General features: G+C 68.8%; 16 protein-coding genes, 1 tRNA gene and 1 pseudogene. 14 read left to right on the top strand and 4 right to left on the bottom strand.

Annotation, left to right across the window (positions count from 1 at the left end):
• The 5 genes and pseudogenes from MZTS_RS08175 to MZTS_RS08155 form a co-directional block, all read left to right on the top strand.
• Positions 1-151 (top strand): annotated as a pseudogene (locus MZTS_RS08175) (succinate--CoA ligase subunit alpha); the annotation flags it as partial.
• Positions 152-366: 215 nt separating this feature from the next.
• Entirely contained in the window at positions 367-3,357 is a 2,991-nt protein-coding gene (locus tag MZTS_RS08170; RefSeq protein ID WP_192283133.1) for a 2-oxoglutarate dehydrogenase E1 component, read from the top strand.
• A gap of 87 nt (positions 3,358-3,444) precedes the next feature.
• Positions 3,445-4,755, top strand: coding sequence for a 2-oxoglutarate dehydrogenase complex dihydrolipoyllysine-residue succinyltransferase (gene odhB, locus MZTS_RS08165; protein WP_192283132.1), 1,311 nt, complete (start codon positions 3,445-3,447; stop codon positions 4,753-4,755).
• A gap of 104 nt (positions 4,756-4,859) precedes the next feature.
• A complete protein-coding gene (lpdA, locus tag MZTS_RS08160) occupies positions 4,860-6,260 on the top strand; it encodes a dihydrolipoyl dehydrogenase (protein ID WP_192283131.1) in 1,401 nt (466 codons plus the stop codon).
• A gap of 258 nt (positions 6,261-6,518) precedes the next feature.
• Positions 6,519-8,144 (top strand): hybrid sensor histidine kinase/response regulator, encoded by a 1,626-nt coding sequence (locus MZTS_RS08155; protein ID WP_192283130.1) that lies wholly within the window; start codon positions 6,519-6,521, stop codon positions 8,142-8,144.
• Between the two features lie 175 nt (positions 8,145-8,319).
• On the opposite strand, the gene MZTS_RS08150 is transcribed toward MZTS_RS08155, so the two are convergent.
• The 4 genes from MZTS_RS08150 to MZTS_RS08135 all read right to left on the bottom strand — a co-directional run bounded on the left by MZTS_RS08150 (position 8,320) and on the right by MZTS_RS08135 (position 13,610).
• Positions 8,320-8,940, bottom strand: a complete 621-nt coding sequence (locus MZTS_RS08150; RefSeq protein WP_009866722.1) for a sarcosine oxidase subunit gamma family protein — start codon at positions 8,938-8,940, stop codon at positions 8,320-8,322.
• Positions 8,933-11,959 (bottom strand): sarcosine oxidase subunit alpha family protein, encoded by a 3,027-nt coding sequence (locus MZTS_RS08145; protein WP_192283128.1) that lies wholly within the window; start codon positions 11,957-11,959, stop codon positions 8,933-8,935. The genes MZTS_RS08150 and MZTS_RS08145 overlap by 8 nt, the downstream gene beginning before the upstream one ends.
• Positions 11,956-12,243 carry a sarcosine oxidase subunit delta gene (locus MZTS_RS08140; RefSeq protein ID WP_009867192.1) on the bottom strand — a complete coding sequence of 96 codons (288 nt, stop codon included), beginning with the start codon at positions 12,241-12,243 and terminating at the stop codon, positions 11,956-11,958. Before MZTS_RS08140 ends, MZTS_RS08145 begins: the two co-directional genes overlap by 4 nt.
• Before the next feature lie 116 nt (positions 12,244-12,359).
• A complete protein-coding gene (locus MZTS_RS08135; RefSeq protein WP_009867193.1) occupies positions 12,360-13,610 on the bottom strand; it encodes a sarcosine oxidase subunit beta family protein in 1,251 nt (416 codons plus the stop codon).
• 112 nt (positions 13,611-13,722) lie between these two features.
• On the opposite strand from MZTS_RS08135, the gene MZTS_RS08130 reads away from it, so the two are divergent.
• The 9 genes from MZTS_RS08130 (at position 13,723) to MZTS_RS08090 (ending at position 23,170) form a co-directional block, all read left to right on the top strand.
• On the top strand, positions 13,723-14,721 hold the full coding sequence (locus MZTS_RS08130) for a GlxA family transcriptional regulator (protein ID WP_009867194.1): 999 nt from the start codon (positions 13,723-13,725) through the stop codon (positions 14,719-14,721).
• Positions 14,722-14,857: 136 nt separating this feature from the next.
• Positions 14,858-15,793 carry a class II glutamine amidotransferase gene (locus MZTS_RS08125; RefSeq protein ID WP_192283125.1) on the top strand — a complete coding sequence of 312 codons (936 nt, stop codon included), beginning with the start codon at positions 14,858-14,860 and terminating at the stop codon, positions 15,791-15,793.
• A complete protein-coding gene (locus MZTS_RS08120; protein WP_009864881.1) occupies positions 15,793-16,482 on the top strand; it encodes a GltB/FmdC/FwdC-like GXGXG domain-containing protein in 690 nt (229 codons plus the stop codon). The genes MZTS_RS08125 and MZTS_RS08120 overlap by 1 nt, the downstream gene beginning before the upstream one ends.
• Positions 16,482-17,840 (top strand): FMN-binding glutamate synthase family protein, encoded by a 1,359-nt coding sequence (locus MZTS_RS08115; RefSeq protein ID WP_192283123.1) that lies wholly within the window; start codon positions 16,482-16,484, stop codon positions 17,838-17,840. The genes MZTS_RS08120 and MZTS_RS08115 overlap by 1 nt, the downstream gene beginning before the upstream one ends.
• Positions 17,841-17,930: 90 nt before the next feature.
• Positions 17,931-19,229 (top strand): type III glutamate--ammonia ligase, encoded by a 1,299-nt coding sequence (gene glnT / locus MZTS_RS08110; protein WP_009864935.1) that lies wholly within the window; start codon positions 17,931-17,933, stop codon positions 19,227-19,229.
• 219 nt (positions 19,230-19,448) lie between these two features.
• Entirely contained in the window at positions 19,449-19,934 is a 486-nt protein-coding gene (locus MZTS_RS08105; protein WP_192283121.1) for a hypothetical protein, read from the top strand.
• A 128-nt stretch (positions 19,935-20,062) separates the two neighbouring features.
• Positions 20,063-20,137 (top strand) — tRNA-Gly (locus MZTS_RS08100).
• Positions 20,138-20,646: 509 nt separating this feature from the next.
• Positions 20,647-21,717, top strand: a complete 1,071-nt coding sequence (locus tag MZTS_RS08095; protein WP_192283119.1) for an ATP-grasp domain-containing protein — start codon at positions 20,647-20,649, stop codon at positions 21,715-21,717.
• 145 nt (positions 21,718-21,862) lie between these two features.
• Positions 21,863-23,170, top strand: a complete 1,308-nt coding sequence (locus MZTS_RS08090) for a GNAT family N-acetyltransferase (RefSeq protein ID WP_192283118.1) — start codon at positions 21,863-21,865, stop codon at positions 23,168-23,170.
• Positions 23,171-23,571: the final 401 nt, after the last annotated feature.

The following is a 23,571-nucleotide window of genomic DNA, read 5'->3' as shown; positions in this document are numbered from 1 at the left end:
GGGCCGCCGCATGGGCCATGCCGGCGCGATCATCTCCGGCGGCAAGGGCGGCGCCGAGGACAAGATCGCGGCGATGGAAGCCGCCGGCATCCGCGTCTCGCCGTCGCCGGCCCGTCTCGGCCGCACGCTGGTCGAGGTGCTGAAGGGTTGAGCCGGTCTGTAACAGGGTTCCGCGCGGCTGTGTTGCACTGCACGCAAGCTCGGGCGACCCATATGCAAGCAACAGCCGGGGCGCCTCCGCGTCCCGGCTGTGTCCGGAGGCGCGAAGCGGGGCGTTAACGCCCTGCTCCCATAGGGCGCGCCGGATCGGACTCGATGGGGCGGCAGGCTGAGGACAGCGCCGCCCGAGCGGTAGGACAGGCAGCGATGGCACGCCAGGACGCGAACGAAGCCCTTCTCCAAACCTCCTTCCTCTACGGCGCCAACGCCGCCTGGATCGAGGAATTGCAGGCGGCCTATGCCCGCGACCCGAACTCGGTCGATCCCGAGTGGCAGACCTTCTTCAAGGAACTGGGCGAAGACACCGCCCTGGTGAAGAAGAACGCCGAGGGCGCCTCCTGGGCCAAGCCGAACTGGCCGGTGCCGCTCAACGGCGAGATCGTCTCCGCCCTCGACGGCAATTGGGGCGCGCTGGAAAAGGCGGTCGGCGAGAAGATCCAGGCCAAGGCCCAGCCCGGCAAACCCGGCGACTCGGCCAAGGGCGCGGCCATCGTCGCGGCCACCGGCGTCTCGGTCGAGCAGGCCACCAAGGATTCCGTGCGCGCGATCATGCTGATCCGCGCCTACCGCATGCGCGGCCACCTCCACGCCAAGCTCGACCCGATCGGGCTGGCGCCGCGCGGCGACCACGAGGAGCTGCATCCGCAGCATTACGGCTTCCAGGAGAGCGACTGGGACCGCCCGATCTTCCTCGACAACGTGCTCGGCATGGAATTCTCGACGATCCGCGAGATCGTCGGCATCCTGGAGCGCACCTACTGCCAGACGCTCGGCGTCGAGTTCATGCACATCTCCGATCCCGAGGAGAAGGCGTGGATCCAGGAGCGCATCGAGGGCAAGGACAAGGAGATCTCGTTCACGCCGGAAGGGCGTCGCGCGATCCTGAACAAGCTGATCGAGGCCGAGGGCTTCGAGAAGTTCCTCGACCTGAAATACACCGGCACCAAGCGCTTCGGCCTCGACGGCGGCGAGTCGATGGTCCCGGCGCTGGAGCAGATCATCAAGCGCGGCGGCGCGCTCGGCGTCGAGGAGATCGTGCTCGGCATGGCCCATCGCGGCCGGCTGAACGTGCTCACCAACGTGATGGCGAAGCCCTTCCGGGCGGTGTTCCACGAGTTCAAGGGCGGCTCGGCCTCACCGGCCGAGGTCGAGGGCTCGGGCGACGTGAAGTACCATCTCGGCGCTTCCTCCGACCGCACCTTCGACGACAACAACGTCCACCTCTCGCTCACCGCCAACCCGTCCCACCTCGAGATCGTCGATCCGGTGGTGCTGGGGAAGGTGCGCGCCAAGCAGGACCAGAAGGCCAAGCCGAACGTCGAGCGCCGCAAGGTGCTGCCGCTCCTGATCCACGGCGACGCGGCCTTCGCCGGCCAGGGCGTGGTGGCGGAATGCTTCGGCCTGTCCGGCCTGAAGGGTCACCGCACCGGCGGCTCGATCCACTTCATCATCAACAACCAGATCGGCTTCACCACCGATCCGCGTTTTTCGCGGTCTTCGCCCTACCCCTCGGATGTCGCCAAGATGGTGGAAGCGCCGATCTTCCACTGCAACGGCGACGACCCCGAGGCCGTGACCTTCGCCGCCAAGGTCGCGACCGAGTACCGCCAGAAATTCGGCAAGCCGGTCGTGATCGACATGCTGTGCTACCGCCGCTTCGGCCATAACGAGGGCGACGAGCCGGCCTTCACCCAGCCGAAGATGTACCAGCGGATCCGCAAGCATCCGACCGTGCTGGAGACCTACGGCAAGAAGCTGGTCGAGCAGGGCGACCTGACCCAGGAGCAGCTCGACGCGCGCAAGGCCGAGTTCCGGGCGATGCTGGAGAGCGAGCTCGACGTCGCCGGCAACTACAAGGCCAACAAGGCCGATTGGCTCGACGGGCGCTGGTCCGGCTTCAAGGCGGTGCGCGAGGATGTGGACGATCCCCGCCGCGGCCGCACCGGCGTGCCGGCCGAGACCCTGCGCGACATCGCCACGCGCATCACCACGCCCCCGCCGGGCTTCCACCTGCACCGGACGATCCAGCGTTTCTTCGACAACCGCGCCAAGGCGGTCGAGACCGGAATCGGCATCGATTGGGCGACGGCCGAGGCCCTGGCCTTCGGCTCGCTGCTGGTCGAGGGCCACCGTGTCCGCCTGTCGGGGCAGGACGTGGAGCGCGGCACCTTCTCCCAGCGCCACGCCGTGGTGATCGATCAGGAGAACGAGCAGCGCTACACGCCGCTCAACCACGTGCGCGAGGGGCAGGCGAGCCTGGAGGTCATCAACTCGATGCTCTCCGAGGAGGCGGTGCTCGGCTTCGAGTACGGCTACTCGCTGGCCGAACCCAACTCCCTGGTGCTGTGGGAGGCGCAGTTCGGCGACTTCGCCAACGGCGCGCAGGTCGTCATCGACCAGTTCATCTCATCGGGCGAGCGCAAGTGGCTGCGCATGTCCGGCCTCGTGATGCTGCTGCCGCACGGCTACGAGGGCCAGGGGCCGGAGCATTCCTCCGCCCGTCTGGAGCGCTATCTCCAGATGTGCGCCGAGGACAACATGCAGGTCGCCAACTGCTCGACGCCGTCGAACTACTTCCACATCCTGCGGCGGCAGCTGAAGCGCGATTTCCGCAAGCCGCTGATCCTGATGACGCCGAAATCGCTGCTGCGCCACAAGCGGGCGGTCTCGAAGCTCGACGACATCGCCGAAGGCTCCACCTTCCACCGCATCCTGTGGGACGACGCGGAGCAGGACGAGAGCGGCGTGAAGCTCGTGCGCGACGACAAGATCCGCCGCGTCGTGCTCTGCTCGGGCAAGGTCTATTACGACCTCTACGAGGAGCGGGAGAAGCGCGGCGTCAACGACGTCTACCTGATGCGCGTCGAGCAGCTCTATCCGTTCCCGCTCAAGGCTTTGGCCAACGAGATGACCCGCTTCCGCAACGCGGAGGTGGTGTGGTGCCAGGAAGAGCCCAAGAACATGGGCTCCTGGACCTTCGTCGAGCCCTATCTCGATTGGGTGCTGGGCCAGGCCGGCTCCGCCTCGAAGCGGGCGCGCTATGTCGGCCGCCCGGCCTCGGCCTCGACGGCGGTCGGCCTGATGTCGAAACACCTCGCCCAGCTCCAGGCGTTCCTCAACGAGGCGCTGGCGGTCTGAGCCGCCCGCGTCCCCCTTACAGACGACCCCACCACCAACCGGGTGCCGCGCCCGCACGCGCCCCGCAACCTCGGTGAAGACAAGACCATGGCGACCGATATCCTCGTTCCGACGCTCGGCGAATCCGTAAGCGAGGCCACGATCGGCCGCTGGTTCAAGCAGCCCGGCGACACCGTCGCCGCCGACGAGCCGCTGGTGGAGCTCGAAACCGACAAGGTGACCCTCGAGGTCAACGCTCCGGCGGCGGGCCAGCTCGGCGAGATCCTCGTGAAGGACGGCGAGACGGTGGAGCCCGGCGCGGTGCTGGGCTCGATCGTCGAGGGCGGCAAAGGCGCGGCCAAGTCCGAGTCGAAGCCGGCCCCGAAGAGCGCCGAGCCGGCCGAGACCAAGGCGCAGAGCCGCGAGGAGAAGGGCGAGGCCAAGCCCGCCAAGTCGGAGGCGCCGGCACAAGGTTCCTCCGCCTCCTACGGCAGCCACGGCGATGCCCCGCCGGCCGGCGGTCGCTCCGCCGACGAGAGCGGCCCGGCGGTGGCCAAGCTCGCCCGCGAATCCGGTGTCGATCCGTCGGGCCTCAACGGCAGCGGCAAGGACGGCCGCGTGACCAAGGGCGACATGCTCGCCGCCATCGCCAAAGGTGGCGACAAGCAGGAGGCCAAGGCTCCGCCTCCGCCCCGCGCCCCCTCGGCGCCGGACGACGCCGCCCGCGAGGAGCGGGTGCGGATGACCAAGCTGCGCCAGACCATCGCCAAGCGCCTCAAGAGCGCCCAGGATAATGCGGCGATGCTGACCACGTTCAACGACGTGGACATGGGCGCGGTGATGGCGCTCCGCGCGCAATACAAGGACATCTTCGAGAAGAAGCACGGCACCAAGCTCGGCTTCATGGGCTTCTTCACCAAGGCGGTGATCGGCGCCCTCAAGGACGTGCCGGCGGTCAATGCCGAGATCGACGGACAGGATCTCGTCTACAAGAACTACTACCACATCGGCATCGCCGTCGGCACCGATAAGGGCCTCGTCGTGCCGGTGGTGAAGGATGCCGACGACCTGTCGATCGCCGGCATCGAGAAGAAGATCGCCGGCTTCGGCAAGAAGGCGCGCGAGGGCAAGCTCTCCATCGAGGAGATGCAGGGCGGCACCTTCACCATCACCAATGGCGGCATCTACGGCTCGCTGATGTCGACGCCGATCCTCAATGCGCCGCAATCCGGCATCCTCGGCATGCACCGGATCGAGGAGCGCCCGGTCGTGCGGGGCGGCAAGATCGAGGCGCGGCCGATGATGTATCTCGCGCTCTCCTACGATCACCGCATCGTCGACGGGAAGGAGGCCGTGACCTTCCTCGTTCGCGTCAAGGAGGCGCTGGAGGATCCGGCACGCCTCGTGCTGGATCTCTGATCCGGTCTCTCCCCGCCCCATCGCGTCGCGCGGGGATCTGACCCCGCGTGCCGGACTTCCTGCGGGCCCGGCGCGGCCTGCCACGATCCGCGAGCTCTGAACGCATGTCCTACGATCTCGTCGTCATCGGCACCGGCCCCGGCGGCTATGTCTGCGCCATCCGGGCGGCCCAGCTCGGGCTCAAGACCGCCGTGGTCGAGAAGCGGGCCACCCATGGCGGCACCTGCCTCAATGTCGGCTGCATCCCCTCGAAGGCGCTGCTGCACGCCTCCGAGGCCTTCGAGGAAGCCAACAAGCACTTTGCCGATCTGGGCATCGATGTCGGTACGCCCAAGCTCGACCTGAAGAAGATGCAGGCGTTCAAGCAGGGCGGGGTCGACGGCAACACCAAGGGTGTCGAGTTCCTGCTCAAGAAGAACAAGGTCGATGCCTATCACGGGCGCGGCCGCATCGCCGGGGCGGGCCGCGTCGAGGTGATCTCGGACGACGGCGGCAACCAGATGCTGGAAACCAAGAACATCGTCATCGCCACCGGCTCCGACGTGACGCGGCTCCCCGGCGTCGAGATCGACGAGAAGACGGTGGTCTCCTCCACCGGCGCCCTCGAACTCAGCACCGTGCCGAAGAAGCTCGTCGTCATCGGCGCCGGCGTGATCGGGCTCGAACTCGGCTCGGTCTGGCGCCGTCTCGGCGCCGAGGTGACGGTGATCGAGTATCTCGACCGGGTGTTGCCGGGGATGGATGGCGAGGTCGGCAAGCAGTTCCAGCGCATCCTCGCCAAGCAGGGCCTGGTCTTCAAGCTGTCGACCAAGGTGACCGGCGTCGCCAAGACCGAGACCGGGGCGACCGTCACCGTCGAGCCGGCCAAGGGCGGCGAGGCCGAGACGCTGGAGGCCGACGTGGTGCTCGTGGCCATCGGCCGCGTGCCCTACACGGAAGGGCTCGGGCTGGAGACGGTCGGCGTGGCGACCGACGACAAGGGCCGCATCGAGACGGACGGGCACTACGCCACCAACGTCACCGGCATCTACGCCATCGGCGACGTGATCGCCGGGCCGATGCTGGCCCACAAGGCGGAGGACGAGGGCGTCGCGGTGGCCGAGACCCTGGCCGGCCAGTCGGGCCACGTGAATTACGGGGTGATCCCGAACGTCGTCTACACCTTCCCGGAGGTCGCCTCGGTCGGCAAGACCGAGGAGGAGCTGAAGAAGGACGGCATCACCTACAATGTCGGCAAGTTCCCCTTCACGGCGAACGGCCGCGCCAAGGCCAACGGCACCACCGACGGCTTCGTGAAGATCCTGGCGGATGCCGAGAGCGACCGCGTGCTCGGCGTGCACATCGTCGGGGCGGATGCCGGCAATCTCATCGCCGAGGTCGCGGTGGCGATGGAGTTCGCGGCTTCCGCCGAGGACATCGCCCGCACCTGCCACGCCCACCCGACGCTGACGGAGGCGATCAAGGAAGCGGCGCTCGCCGTCGACAAGCGGGCGATCCACGTCTGAGACGGAATCGCTCGATGAGAGCGGATTCCGTCTCAGCAAGCCCGCGCGGCATTTGAGCGAAGCCCGAATCCGCCATCCCGACCGGATCAACCGGATTTGGCATGACTGTCTTCGGCGGGTTCGAGTATCCGAACCCGCCGCTGCGGCCTTATGTCGTTCGCGCCCCGCTCAAACCGCATTTCTTATGGAACGGGCTGCTGTAACATCGGTTTGATAGGCGCAATCCGGCCCGGTGGGTCGCACCCGCTGGGAAAACCGATGCCCTCCTCGCCCGAGAAGCCGAAGGCTCCCGGACCCCGCATACCCGTGACGGGCAGCGGGCCGTCCGGCGTGGTCGATCAGCACCACGACATCTTCTTCGCGGCCGTCGAGACGACGCGCATGCCGATGATCGTCACGGATCCGCACCAGCCGGACAATCCGATCATCTTCGCCAATCGTGCCTTCATCCGCATGACCGGCTACACCGCCGACGAGCTGATCGGGCGCAATTGCCGGTTCCTGCAGGGGCCGGAGACCGACCGGGACACCGTGGCGGAGGTGCGCGACGCCGTCAGGGAACACCGCGAATTCGCCTCCGAAATCCTGAACTACCGCAAGGACGGCTCCTCGTTCTGGAACGCGCTGTTCGTCAGTCCGGTCTTCAACCGCTCGGGCGACCTCGTCTATTTCTTCGGCTCGCAGCTCGACGTGTCGCGCCGCCGCGACGCGGAGGAATCGCTCCACCAAGCCCAGAAGATGGAGAGCCTGGGTCAGCTGACCGGCGGCATCGCCCACGACTTCAACAACCTGCTGCAGGTCATGTCGGGCCATAACGAGGTGATGCTCGCCCTGCTCGACCATCCGACCCTCGACATGGCGCGGATGCGGCGGGCCGGCGAGGCGGTGCGGGCGGCGACCGAGCGGGCCGCCAAGCTCACCCACCAGCTCCTCGCCTTCTCGCGCAAGCAGCGGCTGGAGGGGCGGATCCTCAACCTCAACGGCCTCGTCGAGAACATGAGCGAGATCGCCGACCGCACCCTCGGCGAGAGCGTCGTCCTGAAGACCGCGCTGGCGGCGGATCTGTGGACGACCCGCATCGATCCGACCCAGGCCGAAGTCGCCCTGTTGAACGTGCTCATCAATGCCCGCGACGCGATGCCGGACGGGGGCACGGTCACGGTCAAGTCCGAGAACCTGCTGATCGAGGACGAGGACACCGCCCTCTACAAGACCGTGCCGCCCGGCGCCTATGTGGTGGTCTCGGTCACCGATACCGGGATCGGCATGCCGCCCGAGATCCTCACTCGGGTGATGGAGCCGTTCTTCACCACCAAGGGTGAGGGCAAGGGCACGGGGCTCGGGCTCGCCATGGTCTACGGCTTCGCCAAGCAATCCGGCGGCTCGGTGAAGATCTATTCCGAGGTCGGCCACGGGACGACGGTGCGGCTGCTGTTCCCCGCTTCCGACCAGAAGGCCGAGGAAGAGGCGAAGCCCTCGATCCGCGCCGCCGACCGGCACGGGACGGAGACGGTGCTCGTCGTCGACGACCGCCCGGACGTGGCGGCGGTCGCCGGCACCATCCTGGGGGATTTCGGCTACAAGGTCTTGGTGGTCGACAGCCCCAGAGCGGCCATCGAGATCCTGGACAGCGAGGCGCGCATCGATGTCCTGTTCACCGACCTGATCATGCCCGGCGGCATGAACGGCGTGATGCTGGCCCGCGCCGCGCGGGAGCGCCAGCCCAAGATCAAGGTGCTGCTCACCACCGGCTACGCCGAGGCCTCGCTGGAGCGCACGGATGCCGGCGGCACCGAGTTCGAGATCATCAACAAGCCCTACAAGCGCATGGAGCTGGCCCGCCGGGTGCGGCGGGTGATCGATGGGCCGACCGGGGTCGGGTAGGACGGCTGATGCGGTTTGCGGTGGATCACCTCGGGATCTGCCGCACTTCGTCATCGTGGGCGTCAGCGAAGCGGTCCAGCGGCGCGACCGGACCGGACAGTCCGGCGCCCTGGATTGCCACGGCTCCGCCTCGCAATGACGGAGCAGCGACCGAAGTCGTCAAGCGGAGGCCGCCTCACGCGACCTCGTAGCCGAACTCGGCCGCCGCATGTTCGAGCCAGCCCCAGAAGCTGCCGGCGAAGCTGCGCGCCACGGCGATGTCGTAGGTCGGGCCCGCATCGCGCTGCCAGAACTGCACGCCGATATGGGCGATGCTCGTCACCGCCGCCCGGCCCGGCCCGAAGGCGCGGGGATGCAGGTCGATCGCCACGCCCTTGGCGAGCAGGGTGCGGGCCTTCGGCCCCGACACCCGCACCAGGGCACGCCCGTCGCTCTGGTCGGTCACGGCGGCCACGCCCTGCAGCGCTGCGGGCAAAGCGTCAAAGCCCTGCCGCGTCGGCGAGACCGCGAGCCACTGACCGGGCGCCGACCAGACCAGGCCGCGCTCGCCGTCGAAGGCGGTCGCACCGGCCTCCGGCACGGACAGGCCGAAACGCTCCGCCAGGATGGCCCGGAGGTCGGCCTCGCGGCCATCGGCGGCGACGATGGTGGCGAGGCCCTGCCCCTCCCTCAGGGTCAGGCGGATCCCCGGTGCATCGGCCGATGCGCCGTGCCCCCCGATTTTCGCGATGCCCTCCCAGGCACCGCGGGGCCGCCAGAGGAAGGCGGGCGTTGGGGTCGTTGCCGGCTCAGACACGCAGCTTCTCCTCCTTGGGATCCACGAAGACGGGCGAGCAGATCTCGACCTCGACATCGGCGTCGCGCACCGGATCGTAGGCCCGCACCCGCTCGCCGTGGCGCTCCGGCCCGCGCCGGATCAGACCGATGCCGATCCAGGATTTCAGGCTCGGCGAATAGGCGACCGAGGTCATCACGCCCTCGTCCGCCTCCAGGCTCGGTGCGGCGCCGAGGGCGAGGAAATGCGCCCCCGCCCGCAGCCGCGCGCCGGGCTCGACCGGGCGGAAGCCCACCAGCATCGGCCGATCCGGATCGGTCAGGGCAGGGCGCTCCTTCATCAGGCGGCCGACATAATCCTTCTTCTTGGCCAGCATGCCGCCGAGGCCGAGATCGCGGGCGGTGGTCTGGCCATTGATCTCGGCGCCGGCCGCGTGGCCCTTCTCGATGCGCATCACCGAGAGCGCCTCCGAGCCGTAGGCGGTGATGCCGTAGGGCAGGCCCGCCTGCATCAGCGCCCGCCACGCGGCATCGCCGTAGGCCGCCGGCACCGCCAGCTCGTAGGCGAGTTCGCCCGAGAACGAGATGCGGAACAGCCGCGCCGGGATGCCGCCGCCGACGGTGACGTCGGCGCAGGCCAGGAACGGGAAGGCCTCGTTGCCGATGTCGAAGCCGGGATCGATCACCCGGCGCAGGGTGTCGCGGGCGCGGGGACCGGCCACGGCGTACTGGGCCCATTGCTCGCTCACCGAGGCGAGCTGCACGTCGAGCTCCGGCCAGAGCCATTGCCGGCAGAATTCGAGATGCTGCATCACCTTGGCGGCGTTCGCCGTCGAGGCGGTCATGACGTAATGCGTCTCAGCCAGCCGCGCGATGGTGCCGTCGTCGAGGACGAAGCCGTCCTCGCGCAGGAGCACGGCGTAGCGGGCCTTGCCGACCGGCAGCGTCGCGAAGGGGTTGGCGCAGACCCGCTCGATGAAGGCGAGGGCATCGCGGCCCTGGATGTCGATCTTGCCGAGGGTGGTCACGTCGCAGACGCCGACGCGGGCACGCACGGTCTCGACCTCCCGCACCACCGTCTCCAGCCAGTCGGTCTCGCCGGCCTTGGGGAAGTAGGCCGGGCGCAGCCACAGGCCGGTCTCGACGAAGACGCCGCCATTCTCCTCGGCCCAGGCATGGGACGGGACGTAGCGGGTCGCCCGGAAATCCTTGCCCCGGTGATGGCCGGCGAAGGCGCCGATGGCGACCGGGGTGAAGGGCGGCCGGAACACCGTGGTGCCGACGCTCGGGATGCTCTGGCCGGTCAGCTCGGCCATGATCGACAGGCCGGCGAGGTTCGAGGTCTTGCCCTGGTCGGTCGCCATCCCGAGCGTGGTGTAGCGCTTCAGGAGCTCGACGGCGCGAAAACCCTCGCGGTGGGCGAGTTCGACATCGGTCGCCGCCACGTCGTTCTGGAAATCGGCGAAGGCCTTGCCCTTCGGTCGAGGCACCCGCCACAGGGGAATGTGCCCCTCGCTCTCGGGATCGGTCGCGGGGGCGGGCTCGGCCGAGGCCGCGAAGCCGCAATCCGTCGCCGCCTCGGCGCCGGCCCGCGCCCCGCTCTCCAGGCAGCCGGAGAGGCTGAACAGGCCGGCGGCGGCGCCGACGGCTCTCATGCCGGAGGGCAGGGGGCCCGGCACGAAGGCGTGGATCGCCTCGTTCCAGACCGGCCTGCGCGACAGGTGCGAATCGAGGTGGACCACCGGGTTCCAGCCATTGGCCATGGCGAGGCAGTCGCAGGCGATGGTCTCGGTGCTGTCGTAGCCGTCCACGACCTGGATCGCGGTGAGGCCGAGATGGCCTTTGGTGCCGGCGACGTATCCGCCGACGACGACCCGGGCGCCCGCGGCCTCCGCCATCCGCCGCAGCTGCGGCGGGACCGAGGCGCGCGTGTCGATCACCGCCGGGACCGTGCCGCCCGCAGCCAGCACGTCGGCCACGGTGCGCCAGCCGTCGTCGCTCGAGGTGAACACGGCCACCCGCCGGCCCGGCAGCACGCCGTAGCGGTTGAGATAGGTCCGCACCGCACCCGCCAGCATCACGCCGGGCCGGTCGTTGCCACCGAAGACGTGCGGGCGCTCGAGGGCGCCGGCGGCGAGCACGGCGCGCTTGGCCACGATCCGCCACAGCCGCTGGCGCGGGGCATGGGCCGCCGGCACCGCGACATGGTCGGAGACCCGCTCCACCGCGCCGTAGGAACCGTGGTCGTAGACACCGAACAGGGTGGTGCGGGAGAGGATGCGGACCTCGGGCAGGCTCTGCAGCTCGGCGACGGCGCGGGCGGCCCACGCGGCCCCGCTCTCGCCGCCGATCTCGCGCCGCTCGGCCAGCAGGCGGCCGCCCGTGACGAAGTCCTCGTCGACCAGGATCACCCGGGCGCCGGAGCGGCCGGCGGCGAGCGCCGCCGACAGGCCGGCCGGGCCGCCGCCGATCACCAGCACGTCGCAATGGGCGTGGGCGCGGTCGTAGATGTCGGGATCGGGGGCGTCGGCGGCCCGGCCGAGACCGGCCGCGCGCCGGATCATCGGCTCGTACAGCTTCTCCCACAGGGAAGCCGGCCACATGAAGGTCTTGTAGTAGAAGCCCGCCGCGAAGACCGGGGCGAGCAGCGCGTTGACCGACAGGGCATCGACGGCCAGCGAGGGCCAGCGGTTCTGGCTCGCGGCCTCCAGCCCCTCATAGAGCTCGGCCATGGTGGCGCGGGTGTTGGGCTCGCGCCGGGCGCCGGAGCGCAGCTCGACCAGGGCGTTCGGCTCCTCCGAGCCCGCCGTCAGGATGCCGCGGGGCCGGTGATACTTGAACGAGCGGCCGACGAGGCGCACGCCGTTGGCCAGCAGCGCCGAGGCGAGGGTGTCGCCGTGGCAACCGGTGAGACGCTTCCCGTCGAAGGTGAAGTCCAGGGTCCGGCGCCGTTCGATCAGGCCGCCCTGGGCGGTGCGGAAGGCTTGCGCGGTGGAGGCGGAGCCGAGCGGCTCCGCGCGCTGAAGGGCGAGCGTGGTCATGCGGCCTCTCCCGAACGGCGGGCCCGCGCGACGTCGCGGGCCGGCTCGACCGATTCAATCGCGTGGGTGCGGGTGTCGCGGGTCACCACCAGCCAGGAGCGGCAGCCGGAGGCGTGGTACCAGAGTTCGCGGATCGTCCCTGCCGGGTTGTCGCGCAGGTAGACGTAGTCGTGCATCGCCTCCGCCGAGGCTTCGAGGCCGTCGGGGCGCTGGGGGGCGGCGTCGCCGAGGTAGCTGAACTCCCCGTTGTCGCGCTCGCCGCAGTAAGGGCATCGGATGCGCATGGCGTGTCGTCCTTCTGGGAATCGGGGCCCGCCGGAGCGGGCTCCGCGAGCGCATCGGCGCGTCGCCGCCCGTGCGGCGGATGTCGTCGGCGCGAGCCGGCGACGCTGGGAAGACCTCAATGCAGGTTGGGCTGCGCGCCCATGCCCTTCTCGTCGATGACATGACCGGTGGCGAAGCGGTCGAGCCGGTAGGCGGCCGCGTCCTGATGCGGCTCGTCGCGGGCGATGAGATGCGCGAAGCAGAAGCCCGCCGCCGGGGTCGCCTTGAAGCCGCCGTAGCACCAGCCGGCATTGAGATAGAGGCCGCCGATATCGGTGCGGTCGATGATGGGGCTTCCGTCCATCGACATGTCCATGATGCCGCCCCAGTGGCGCAGCAGCCGCAGGCGGCCGAGCCCCGGCCAGAGCGCCATGCCGCCCTCCATCACGTCCTCGATGGTGTGCAGGTTGCCGCGCTGGGCGTAGGAATTGTAGCCGTCGATGTCGCCGCCGAAGACGAGGCCGCCCTTGTCCGACTGGCTGACGTAGAAATGGCCGGCGCCGAAGGTCATCACGCAATCGATCAGCGGCTTCACGCCCTCGCTGACGAAGGCCTGCAGCACGTGGCTCTCGATCGGCAGGCGCATGTCCACCATGCCCGCCAGCAGCGAGGAGGAGCCCGCCACCGAGATCGCCACCTTCTTGGCGCGGATGAAGCCGCGGCTGGTCTCGACGCCGGTGACGCGGCCGCCCTCGCGGCGGATGCCGGTGACGGCGCAGTTCTGGACGATGTCGACGCCGCGCAGATCTGCCGCGCGGGCATAGCCCCAGGCCACCGCGTCGTGGCGCACGGTGCCGCCGCGGCGCTGGATCAGGCCGCCCTTCACCGGGAAGCGGGCATTGTCGAAGTCGATGAACGGCACGAGACGGCGCACGCCCTCGCGGTCGAGGAGTTCCGCGTCGATGCCGGCGAGCCGCATGGCGTTGCCGCGCCGGGCATAGGCGTCGCGCTGACCATCCGAATGGAACAGGTTCAGGACGCCGCGCTGGCTGACCATGGCATTGTAGTTGATGTCCTGCTCCAACCCCTCCCAGAGCTTCATCGAGCGCTCGTAGAACGGGATGTTGCCGGGCAACCCGTAATTCGAGCGCACGATGGTGGTGTTGCGCCCGACATTACCCGAGCCGACATGGCTCTTCTCCAACACGGCGACGTTGGTGATCCCGTGCTCCTTGGCGAGGTAATAGGCGGTGGCGAGCCCGTGGCCGCCGCCGCCGACGATCACCACGTCGTAGGCCTCGCGCGGGGCCGCGTCGCGCCATTGCGGCGTCCAGTCGCGCTGGCCGCGCAGGGCCTGTCCGAGGACGCTGAAGAGTGAATAGCGCATGAGGTGAATCCGCTCTTCGCCGAAAGTTCTGCCGGTGTGAGCCCAGCCATATCCGAGGTCTCACAGGGACAGACTTGCATTTCACGACAGATTTCCGGCAAATCGCGCAGAAATGCACGACGACACCGCCCCGACCGATCGGGTCCGGCGGGGGCGCAAGCCTCCTCAGGTCCAGGATCCTTCCCCCCTCACGGTGGGCTTCGTGCTGGTGCCGGACTTTCCCCTGATGGCCTACACGGCGGCGGTCGAACCCCTGCGGGCGGCCAACACCCTGTCGGGCTGCGAACTCTATCGCTGGTGGCACGCGGCGCCGGGGGGCGGGATGGTGCAGGCCTCGAACGGGCTCGGCATCCTCACCGATGTCGCGGTCGGCACGGGCGAGATCGCCGCCGACCGCGTCTTCGTCTGCGCCGGCGGCAATCCGGCGTCCTTCGACGACCCGTCGCTCTTCGCCTGGCTGCGGGGCCTCGCCCGGCGCGGCGTGACCCTGGGCGGGATCTCCGGCGGCCCCTACCTCCTGGCCCGGGCCGGCCTGCTCGCCGGCCGACGCTGCACCCTGCACTGGGAGCACGTCCCGGCCTTCGAAGAGCGTTACCCCGGGATCGACGTGGTCCGCTCCCTGTTCGAGATCCAGGGCGACCGCATCACCTGCTCCGGCGGCATCGCCGCCCTCGACCTGATGCTCGACCTGATCGGCCGCGACCACGGCGCCGGCCTCGCGGCGGGGGTGAGCGACTGGTTCCTGCACAACCAAATCCGCGAGGGCCTGAGCCCGCAGCGGATGGATCTGCGGCAGCGATTCGGCGTGCGCGATCCGCGCCTGCTGCGGGTGCTGGCGGCCATGGAGGCCAATCTCGAATCCCCCCTCTCCCGCGAGGCCCTGGCGGATCTCGCCCGCGTCTCGGCGCGGCAACTGGAGCGCCTGTTCCGCGACGGGCTCGGCTGCGGGCTGCACCGCCATTATCTGGCGCTGCGGCTCGACCGGGCGCATCAGCTCGCCCGGGAGAGCGCCCTCAGCCGGGCTGAGATCGCCTCGGCCACCGGCTTCGCCAGCGCCGATGAGCTGTCACGGGCGGAGCGACGACGGAGACGGCAGGCCGCAGGGATCTGACTGCGCCGCCGCGCCAGCCGGAGCCGATCGCCATCGTCACTGTTTCATGAGAGGAAATTTTCGTGCCTGATAATTGACGCGGCAGCGGTGTCGTGCGATCACTTTCGCCAGTGAACGAACAGACGGGGCGACACCGATGTGCGGGATAGTCGGACTATTTCTGAAGAACCCAAAGCTTGAGCCGCAGCTCGGCGCCCTCCTGTCGAAGATGCTGGAGACGATGACCGATCGCGGCCCCGACAGCGCGGGCTTCGCGGTCTACGGCTCGGACGGGGTCTCGGCCTCCTCGGACGTGAAGCTGACCCTGCGCGGCCCCGGCCCGGAGGCCCTGCGCGCGGCGGTGTCGAAGCTGGAGCAGGCGCTGGGCCTCTCCGTCTCGGCGACGGAGCGGGACACCCACATCGTCCTCGCCGTTCCGGGAAGCCGCGAGGAGGAGATCCGCTCCTGGCTGAAGACCCATGCCCCCGGCATCGATGTGGTGAGCGCGGGCCGGCGCATGGAGATCTACAAGGAGGTCGGCCTGCCGGCTTCCGTCGCCGAGCGCTTCGCCCTCGAGACCATGGCCGGCACCCACGGCATCGGCCATACCCGCATGGCCACCGAGAGCGCGGTGACGACCAACGGCGCCCACCCGTTCTCGACGGGAACCGACGAGTGCCTCGTCCATAACGGCTCGCTGTCGAACCACAACGACCTGCGCCGCCGCCTGCGCCGCGAGGGCCTGAACTTCGCCACCCAGAACGACACCGAGGTCGCCGCCGGCTATCTCAGCTGGCGCATGCGCGAGGGCGCCTCTCTGAAGGAAGCGCTCGAATCGAGCCTGAACGACCTCGACGGCTTCTTCACCTTCGTGGTCGGCACCGAGAACGGCTTCGCCGTGGTGCGCGATCCGATCGCCTGCAAGCCGGCCGTGATGGCCGAGACCGACGACTACGTCGCCTTCGGTTCCGAGTACCGGGCCCTGGTCGGCCTGCCCGGCATCGACCAAGCCCGCGTGTTCGAGCCGGAGCCGGCCCGAGTCTACGCCTGGGAACGCACCACGGCCGACCACGCTTCCGGGGAGCGCCACTGATGCCGAACTTCGACCTGAGAACCGCGCCCCTGCGCGAGTTGAACCGGGCCCTGCACGCCCTGCGGCCCGACACCAACGAGACCCACTGGACCGTGACCGGCCCGGACGGGGCCCACGCCATCGCGGCCGGTCTCGACGCACCGATCAGCGTCGAGATCGAGGGCAATGTCGGCTATTACTGCGCCGGCATGAACAAGCTCGCGACCGTGCTGATCAACGGCAATGCGGGCGTGGGCGTTGCCGAGAACATGATCTCCGGCCTCGTCCACGTGCGGGGCGATGCCAGCCAGTCGGCCGGCGCCACCGCCCATGGCGGCCTCCTCATCGTCGACGGCAATGCCGGCGCCCGCTGCGGCATCTCGATGAAGGGCATCGACATCGTCGTGAAGGGCTCGGTCGGCCACATGTCGGCCTTCATGGCTCAGGCCGGCACGCTGACCGTGCTCGGCGACGCGGGCGAGGCGCTGGGCGACTCGCTCTACGAGGCCAAGCTCTATGTCCGCGGCTCGGTGACGAGCCTGGGCGCCGACTGCATCGAGAAAGAGATGCGCGACGAGCACCTGAAGGACATCGCCGAGAAGCTCGCCGCCGCCGGCTTGGCCGGCGAGGTCAGCCCGAGCGAGTTCCGCCGCTACGGCTCGGCCCGCTCCCTCTACCACTTCCACGTCGACAACGCCGGAGCCTACTGATGGCCGAGCATCCCAAGGGTCCGTCCAAGGATCCGCGCGAGACGCCGCGCACCAAGCCGCGCCTGTCGGCGACCTTCACCCCCGACGTGATGTCCGAGATCCGCCGCGCGGCGGCGACCGGCATCTACGACATCCGCGGCGCCGGGGCGAAGCGCGCCCTGCCGCATTTCGACGACCTCCTGTTCCTCGGCGCCTCGATCAGCCGCTACCCGCTGGAAGGCTACCGCGAGCGCTGCGGCACCGAGGTGGTGCTGGGTAGCCGCTTCGCCAAGAAGCCGATCCACCTGAAGACACCGGTGACCATCGCCGGCATGAGCTTCGGCTCGCTCTCGGCCAATGCCAAGGAGGCGCTCGGGCGGGGCGCCTCCATCGCCGGCACCTCCACCACCACCGGCGACGGCGGCATGACCCCGGAGGAGCGCGGCCATTCCAAGACCCTGGTCTACCAATACCTGCCGTCACGCTACGGCATGAACCCGGATGACCTGCGCAAGGCCGACGCCATCGAGGTGGTGATCGGCCAGGGCGCCAAGCCCGGCGGCGGCGGCATGCTGCTCGGCCAGAAGATCACCGAGCGCGTCGCGGGCATGCGCTGCCTGCCGCCGGGCATCGACCAGCGCTCCGCCTGCCGCCATCCGGATTGGACCGGGCCGGACGATCTCGCCATCAAGATCGAGGAGCTGCGCGAGATCACCGATTGGGAGAAGCCGATCTACGTCAAGGTCGGCGCCTCGCGGCCCTATTACGACACCGCGCTCGCGGTGAAGTCCGGCGCCGACGTGGTGGTGCTCGACGGCATGCAGGGCGGCACTGCCGCGACGCAGGACGTGTTCATCGAGCATGTCGGCATCCCGACGCTGGCCGCGATCCGCCCCGCCGTGCAGGCGCTGCAGGACCTCGGCATGCACCGCAAGGTCCAGCTGATCGTCTCCGGCGGTATCCGCTCCGGGGCCGACGTGGCCAAGGCGCTGGCGCTCGGCGCCGACGCGGTCGCCATCGGCACCGCCGCGCTGATCGCGCTGGGCGACAACGATCCCCGCTGGCAGGCCGAGTACGAGGCCCTGGGCACCACGGCCGGCGCCTACGACGATTGGCACGAGGGGCGCGACCCCGCCGGCATCACCACCCAGGATCCGGAGCTGATGAAGCGCCTCGATCCGGAACTCGCCGGCCGGCGGCTCGCCAATTACCTCGCGGTGATGACCCTGGAGGCCCAGACCATCGCGCGCGCCTGCGGCAAGAGTCACCTGCACAACCTCGAACCCGAGGATCTGGTGGCGCTGACCATCGAGGCCGCCGCCATGGCGCAGGTACCACTGGCCGGCACCACCTGGGTTCCCGGCAAGACCGGCATGTGACGTGCGAGGGCCGCCCCTGAAGCTTCGAAGGGCGGCCCTTTCTCTTTCTTCGAACCGGCGCGATCCACCGACTCCGGGAGGGTGCTTGCGATGACGCACGAACTTGAAATTGCCGCCCGCGAGCGCGGCATCAAATACTTCCTCGTTTCCTACACCGACCTGTTCGGCACCCAGCGCGCCAAGCTCGTGCCGGCCGCCGCCATCGGCAGCACATGCCGCAACGGCGCGGGATTCGCCGGCTTTGCGACCTGGCTCGACATGAGCCCCGCCGATGCCGATCTGCTCGCCGTGCCCGATCCCTCCGGCCTGATCCAGCTGCCCTGGAAACCCGAGGTGGGCTGGCTGCCCGCCGACCTCGTGATGGGCGGCAAGGCGGTCGAGCAGGGCCCGCGCAACATCCTCAAGCGCCTCATCAAGGAAGCCGCCCGCGAGGGGCTGCAGATGAAGAGCGGCGTCGAGTGTGAGTTCTTCCTGATCACGCCCTGCGGCTCGGAACCCGCCGACACCGCCGACAAGCAGACCAAGCCCTGCTACGACCAATCCGCCCTGATGCGCCGCTACGACGTCATCAGCGAGATCTGCGACGCGATGCTGAGCCTGGGCTGGAAGCCCTACCAGAACGACCACGAGGACGCGAACGGCCAGTTCGAGATGAACTGGGACTACGACGACGCCCTCATCACCGCGGACCGGCACGCCTTCTTCAAGTACATGGCCCGCTCGATCGCCGAGAAGCACGGCTTCCGCGCGACCTTCATGCCCAAGCCCTTCATGGACCTGACCGGCTCCGGCTGCCACGCTCACGTCTCGCTCTGGAGCGGCGGGCAGAACGTGTTCGCCGACGAGTCGGACGAGATCGGCATGTCGCGCAAGGGCTACCACTTCATCGGCGGCCTGATCCACTCGGCCGACGCGCTGGCCGCCCTGACCAATCCTTGCGTGAATTCCTACAAGCGCATCAACGCCCCGCGCACGACCTCCGGCGCGACCTGGGCCCCCAACACCGTGACCTATACGGGCAACAACCGCACCCACATGATCCGCATCCCCGATGGCGGGCGCTTCGAGTTCCGCCTCGCCGACGGCGCGGCCAATCCCTACCTGCTCCAGGCGGGCATTCTGGCGGCCGGCCTCGACGGCATCCGCCAGCAGCGCGATCCGGGCCAGCGCCTCGACATCAACATGTACACCGACGGGCACAAGGTCGAGGGCGTCAAGCAATTGCCGCTCAACCTGCTCGATGCCCTGCGCGCCCTGGAGGCCAGCAGCGTCCTCAACGAGGCGCTGGGCTCCTTCGTGCCGAGCTACCTCAAGCTCAAGCGGCAGGAATGGGACGATTACTGCCGTCACCTGACCCAGTGGGAGCGCGACACGACCCTCGACTGTTGAGGTCCGGCCGGCACGGGAAGCGCGCGCCGGCCATCGTCGACGATGAAAACACCGAAGGCCTCGCCCATCGCCCCGGACTCGATTTCCGGGGCGCCGGGTGGGGCCGATGCGCTATAGAAGGATCCGGCCGGGCTTCCCGTCTCCGACGGGGAGGGGCCGGCGGCAACGCCGTGGCGCCGCCCCCGCGGAAAGCGCGGGAAACCGGAACCGGATTTGCCGATGCCATGGCTGGGACGCGTCTTCCTGGCAACCTTCGCCCTCACCCTGGCGATCCCCGCCGGAGCCCTGACTCTCGGCGCCGGAGTGTTGCTCGATCCGGCCTTCCGCGAGACCTTGGGCCGGCTCGGTCTCGTCGGCCTGTTCGCCGGCCTCACGGATCTGGCCCAGGGCCTGCCGCCGGACATGGCGGCGATGGCGGCCCTCGCCTTCGTCCAGGCACTCGGCCTCCTGCTGATCCTGCCGCCCGTGCTGAGCGCGCTGCTCGGCGAGACGCTCGGACTCCGCTCCTTCGTCTGGTACGGCGGCACGGCCGGCACCCTCATGGCCCTGCTGCCCTGGCTTGCCCGCGGCGGTCCCCCACCGAACACGGCCGCGGCGGGAGCGGAAGCGCGCCTCACCACGCTCCTCCTGGTCACGGGCGCCACCTCCGGCTTCGTCTATTGGCTGATCGCAGGCCGAAGTGCCGGATCGCGCTCACCGCGATGAGCCCGGACGCATTTTTGGGGTGGACAGCCGCCCGCCATCGCTTATGAAAATGACGTGTTCCCGAAGCGCGTGCGTCTCGGGTACCATCCACCGGCTCGAGGGCGCTCGGCGTTTCGAGAGCGGCGGATGCGGGCGTAGTTCAGTGGTAGAACGTCAGCTTCCCAAGCTGAATGTCGTCGGTTCGATCCCGATCGCCCGCTCCAACTAAATCGCTGAAGCGTCAGCCTTTTTAAACGCCTTACCGCTGACCTCGCGTTCCCCAAGGCCTGTTCAGGCCCCGTTCTTCACGCCCCGACAGGCGATGCGAAGCGTCGCCGGCGTGCATGATTTTCCGGCCGCGCCGCGCGAGTAGCACGCCGTCGTCGAGGCTTGTGTGTGGCGGGCGTGGCCCGGGCATCGTCGAGATCGGCGTCCGCATCCGCAGCACGTGCCACGCCCCGCCACGCACGACCGAAGGCGCCGTCGGCGTAGGGACGGCCGATGGCGGCACGTTCTGAGTTCCCGAAGATTGCAGGGCGATTGGGTACTAACTCCGTATCTCTCTGCGGCTCGTCGTTATAGAAGTCCCGGAAAAAGATTGGCCATGTCGAGATGCGATTGTTACGGATATGTTTCACGGAAATGCCGATACTTTATAAAATAATATCATATATCAAATAAAACGAATAATAAATCCGGCAGATCGAAGATCGAACGGACATGAGGCTTGGAGATGAAGCGCGCGCTTGTCTTGGCCGATGGCCTGCGCATTCAATACAGAGTACTGCGATGCGCAAGCGAATGCTTCGAAGAAGTCTATGTCCTGGGCGCAGGCGATGCGCATTTTTTGAAGCGGTCACGGTTCTGCGACCGTTTCTTTTCGTTTTCTGGTGACTATTCCAACATACACCCCTTCGAACTTGCCGAGATCCGGCGCTTCTGTGCTCGACATGAGATCGACATGGTGCTCCCGAGCTGCAGCCGGACGACGCGTCTTCTGTCGACTCACGGCGATCGCATCGGAGCGCCGTTCTATCCCGTGCCGGCCCGGGAGACCTTCGACGCCCTCGACGACAAATGGCGCTTTGCCGGCGTCTGCGCCGAGCTCGGGCTGCCCATCCCCCTGACGCGGCGGTTCGAAACGGTCGCGGATCTGAGCCGCGACCCCGAACGCGACCGGATCGGGTTTCCCCTGATCCTGAAGCCGACCGCGATGTCGGGCGGCTGCGGCGTGCGGCGGATCGATACGGCGCAGGAGCTGCCCGCACAGGTCGGCTACTCCCCCGTGCTGTGTCAGTCCTACGTGCCGGGCGAGGAGCTGAGTGCCTTCTATCTCTGTCACGCCGGAAGGATCACCGCCTCGTTCTCCTACCGGCGCACCTTCGCCAGGTTGGAGGAACTCCGCGTTCCCGCCATCGACGCCCATGCCGCCCGCCTCGTCGCGCATTTTCGATATGACGGAGTCATCGGCTTCGATGTCCGGCGGCGGCCCGACGGCGAAATCGCCTTCATCGAATGCAACCCGCGCTTCTGGTACCACATGGACGTGGCCATGCTTGCGGGCCTGAACTTCGTCACCCTCGGCTGCCGCCTGCGGGACGGGGAAGACGGTCCGGCCGGTGCCGACACGCTCGAAATCCGTTCGCCGCGCCGCCTGTGCGGAAACCTGCTCACCCCCTGGCGCCTGAACCGGGCGGAACGTGCCTATCTCCGCTACATCATCCGCGATCCGGCCATCTCGGCCTGGGCCGCGTTTGAGAGCGCGCTCGGCCGGTACCGGCTGGCCGGCGGGCAGCTCCTGTGACGGAAGCCGCCGGCTCTTCCGGATATCCCTCGCAAAAGCGCGTGCATCCGACGCGGCCTTGTCGTTCTCGGCGGGGAGACAGAACCGGACAGGACGGCGGCGGCGCGGATTCGCCGGTGCCGTCCCGATGACGAGGGGGCCGTCCATGGCGTCGAGCGGCGATGGCGCGGGCCTGCATTCGGGCGATCCTGCCCTCGCATCGGTGGCGGACGAGATCACACCCCGGCTGGTCGTCTCCGTCGAAGTGGCCTCCGCGCCGCGCTTCCGGTCCCTCGCAGCGGAATGGCGCTGCCTGGTCCGGCGCTGTGCCGAGCCGAACGTGTTCATGGAGCCGGCCGTGGCCGGCGCGATGGACACGGTAACCGAGACGCCCCTGCATGTCCTCCTCGCCTGGTCCCATCGCAGCGGGGGAGGCGCCGAGCTGATCGGCGTCTGGCTCCTCGTGATCGCGCGGCCGTCCTCGCGCCTGCCGATCCGGATCCTCGAAGCCCCCTGCCATCCGCTGACCTTCCTCGGCTCGCCCGTGCTCGACCGCGAGCATGCGGTCGCGGCTATGTCGGCGATGCTGAACGCCATCGCCGGAACCCCCGGCCTGCCGAAGCTGATCTGCGCCAACCACATCGCCACGGACGGCGCCGTCTTCGCCGCCCTCGGTGAGGCGACCCGCCGACGGGGCTTCAGGATCGTCGCCCTCGAGCGCCGGCAGCGCGCCAAGCTCGACGCGCCGGTCGCGGGACAGGCCGTGCCGGCCCCGGTCGTCTCACCGAAACGGCGTGCGGAGCTGCGGCGGCTTCGGAAGCGGCTCGCGGAGCGCGGCGATCTCCGCGAGGTCAGTTATCGCAAGCCGGCGGAGGTCAGCGCGGCCTTCCAGGAATTCCTCGACCTGGAGGCCGCCGGCTGGAAGGGGCGGAAAAGCCGGCGCGGACGGGCGATCCGCAATGCGCCGCCGCTCAGCGCCTTCGCTCAGACGATGATCGCGGGATTGGCCCGGGACGGCTGCGCCGGCATCGAGGCCTTGCGCCTGGACGGCCGAGCGTTCGCGATGAATATCTGGCTGCGATCCGGCCGCACGGCCTTCGGCTGGAAGATGGCCTATGACGAGCGCTACGCGAAATCGTCGCCCGGTTCGTTATTGATGCATGCGACGACCGACACGGTCTTCTCGGACGAAACCATCGATGGCTTCGATTCCTGCAACCGGGATGCTTCGGCGGCCCTGGCCCTGATCTGGCCGGGGCGCCGTGAGATCGCGGATCTCCTGATCGACGTCTCCCCCGGCGGCTCCGTGCGCGGCCGGCTGACCGCTCTCGCGGAAACGCTGTTCCGGCAGGGCCGCGGCTTCGCGCGGCGCACCTATCAGACCCATGTTAAGCCGGTCTATCTGCGCGTGCTGGCGCGATTGAGTGCGCAGGGCCGTCCCGCACGGGCGAGACCGGAGACGCCCGAGCGGTGAACGACCCGGCCCCGGCTGCTCGGCGCGCCGGGAGGAGCAGCTGGATGGGCGCCGTCAGATCTCGCCGAACCGGACGGCGGGGCGCGGGGCAGGGCGGAGCGGCAAGACGAGTCACCGCGCATCGGATGTCCTTCGTGCCGAACCTGAGCACCGAGCCGGCCACCGCCAGCCCCGCAGCAAGCTCATTTTAATCCCAGCCAGCGGCCAATATTATGCAAAGTGGCATAAATACATCCGCTTCGACCTGACACATCCAGAACGATCCACAGATCGTGAAAAAAATTCCGATCAAACGACCTCAATGTGAATTATGTATTTGACCAGATCTAATCCTGGTGTAAGCAGGATTTAGCGGTGAGCGCGAGCCCGACCCGCGCCAAGCCTGCCAATTCTCACGATGT

This window comes from Methylorubrum zatmanii, from assembly GCF_014845115.1.
Classification (GTDB): Bacteria; Pseudomonadota; Alphaproteobacteria; order Rhizobiales; family Beijerinckiaceae; genus Methylobacterium; species Methylobacterium zatmanii.
The sequence above is the reverse complement of the archived record's forward strand: the minus strand, read 5'-3'. Positions and strand labels throughout refer to the sequence as shown.

Bases quoted from the DNA above. Each gene is read 5' to 3' on its own strand.
- MZTS_RS08170 (WP_192283133.1), top strand. From the start codon at position 367: ATGGCACGCCAGGACGCGAACGAAGCCCTTCTCCAAACCTCCTTCCTC.
- odhB (WP_192283132.1), top strand. From the start codon at position 3,445: ATGGCGACCGATATCCTCGTTCCGACGCTCGGCGAATCCGTAAGCGAG.
- lpdA (WP_192283131.1), top strand. From the start codon at position 4,860: ATGTCCTACGATCTCGTCGTCATCGGCACCGGCCCCGGCGGCTATGTC.
- MZTS_RS08155 (WP_192283130.1), top strand. From the start codon at position 6,519: ATGCCCTCCTCGCCCGAGAAGCCGAAGGCTCCCGGACCCCGCATACCC.
- MZTS_RS08145 (WP_192283128.1), bottom strand. From the start codon at position 11,959: ATGACCACGCTCGCCCTTCAGCGCGCGGAGCCGCTCGGCTCCGCCTCC.
- MZTS_RS08140 (WP_009867192.1), bottom strand. From the start codon at position 12,243: ATGCGCATCCGATGCCCTTACTGCGGCGAGCGCGACAACGGGGAGTTC.
- MZTS_RS08135 (WP_009867193.1), bottom strand. From the start codon at position 13,610: ATGCGCTATTCACTCTTCAGCGTCCTCGGACAGGCCCTGCGCGGCCAG.
- MZTS_RS08130 (WP_009867194.1), top strand. From the start codon at position 13,723: ATGCACGACGACACCGCCCCGACCGATCGGGTCCGGCGGGGGCGCAAG.
- MZTS_RS08125 (WP_192283125.1), top strand. From the start codon at position 14,858: ATGTGCGGGATAGTCGGACTATTTCTGAAGAACCCAAAGCTTGAGCCG.
- MZTS_RS08120 (WP_009864881.1), top strand. From the start codon at position 15,793: ATGCCGAACTTCGACCTGAGAACCGCGCCCCTGCGCGAGTTGAACCGG.
- MZTS_RS08115 (WP_192283123.1), top strand. From the start codon at position 16,482: ATGGCCGAGCATCCCAAGGGTCCGTCCAAGGATCCGCGCGAGACGCCG.
- glnT (WP_009864935.1), top strand. From the start codon at position 17,931: ATGACGCACGAACTTGAAATTGCCGCCCGCGAGCGCGGCATCAAATAC.
- MZTS_RS08105 (WP_192283121.1), top strand. From the start codon at position 19,449: ATGCCATGGCTGGGACGCGTCTTCCTGGCAACCTTCGCCCTCACCCTG.
- MZTS_RS08095 (WP_192283119.1), top strand. From the start codon at position 20,647: ATGAAGCGCGCGCTTGTCTTGGCCGATGGCCTGCGCATTCAATACAGA.
- MZTS_RS08090 (WP_192283118.1), top strand. From the start codon at position 21,863: ATGGCGTCGAGCGGCGATGGCGCGGGCCTGCATTCGGGCGATCCTGCC.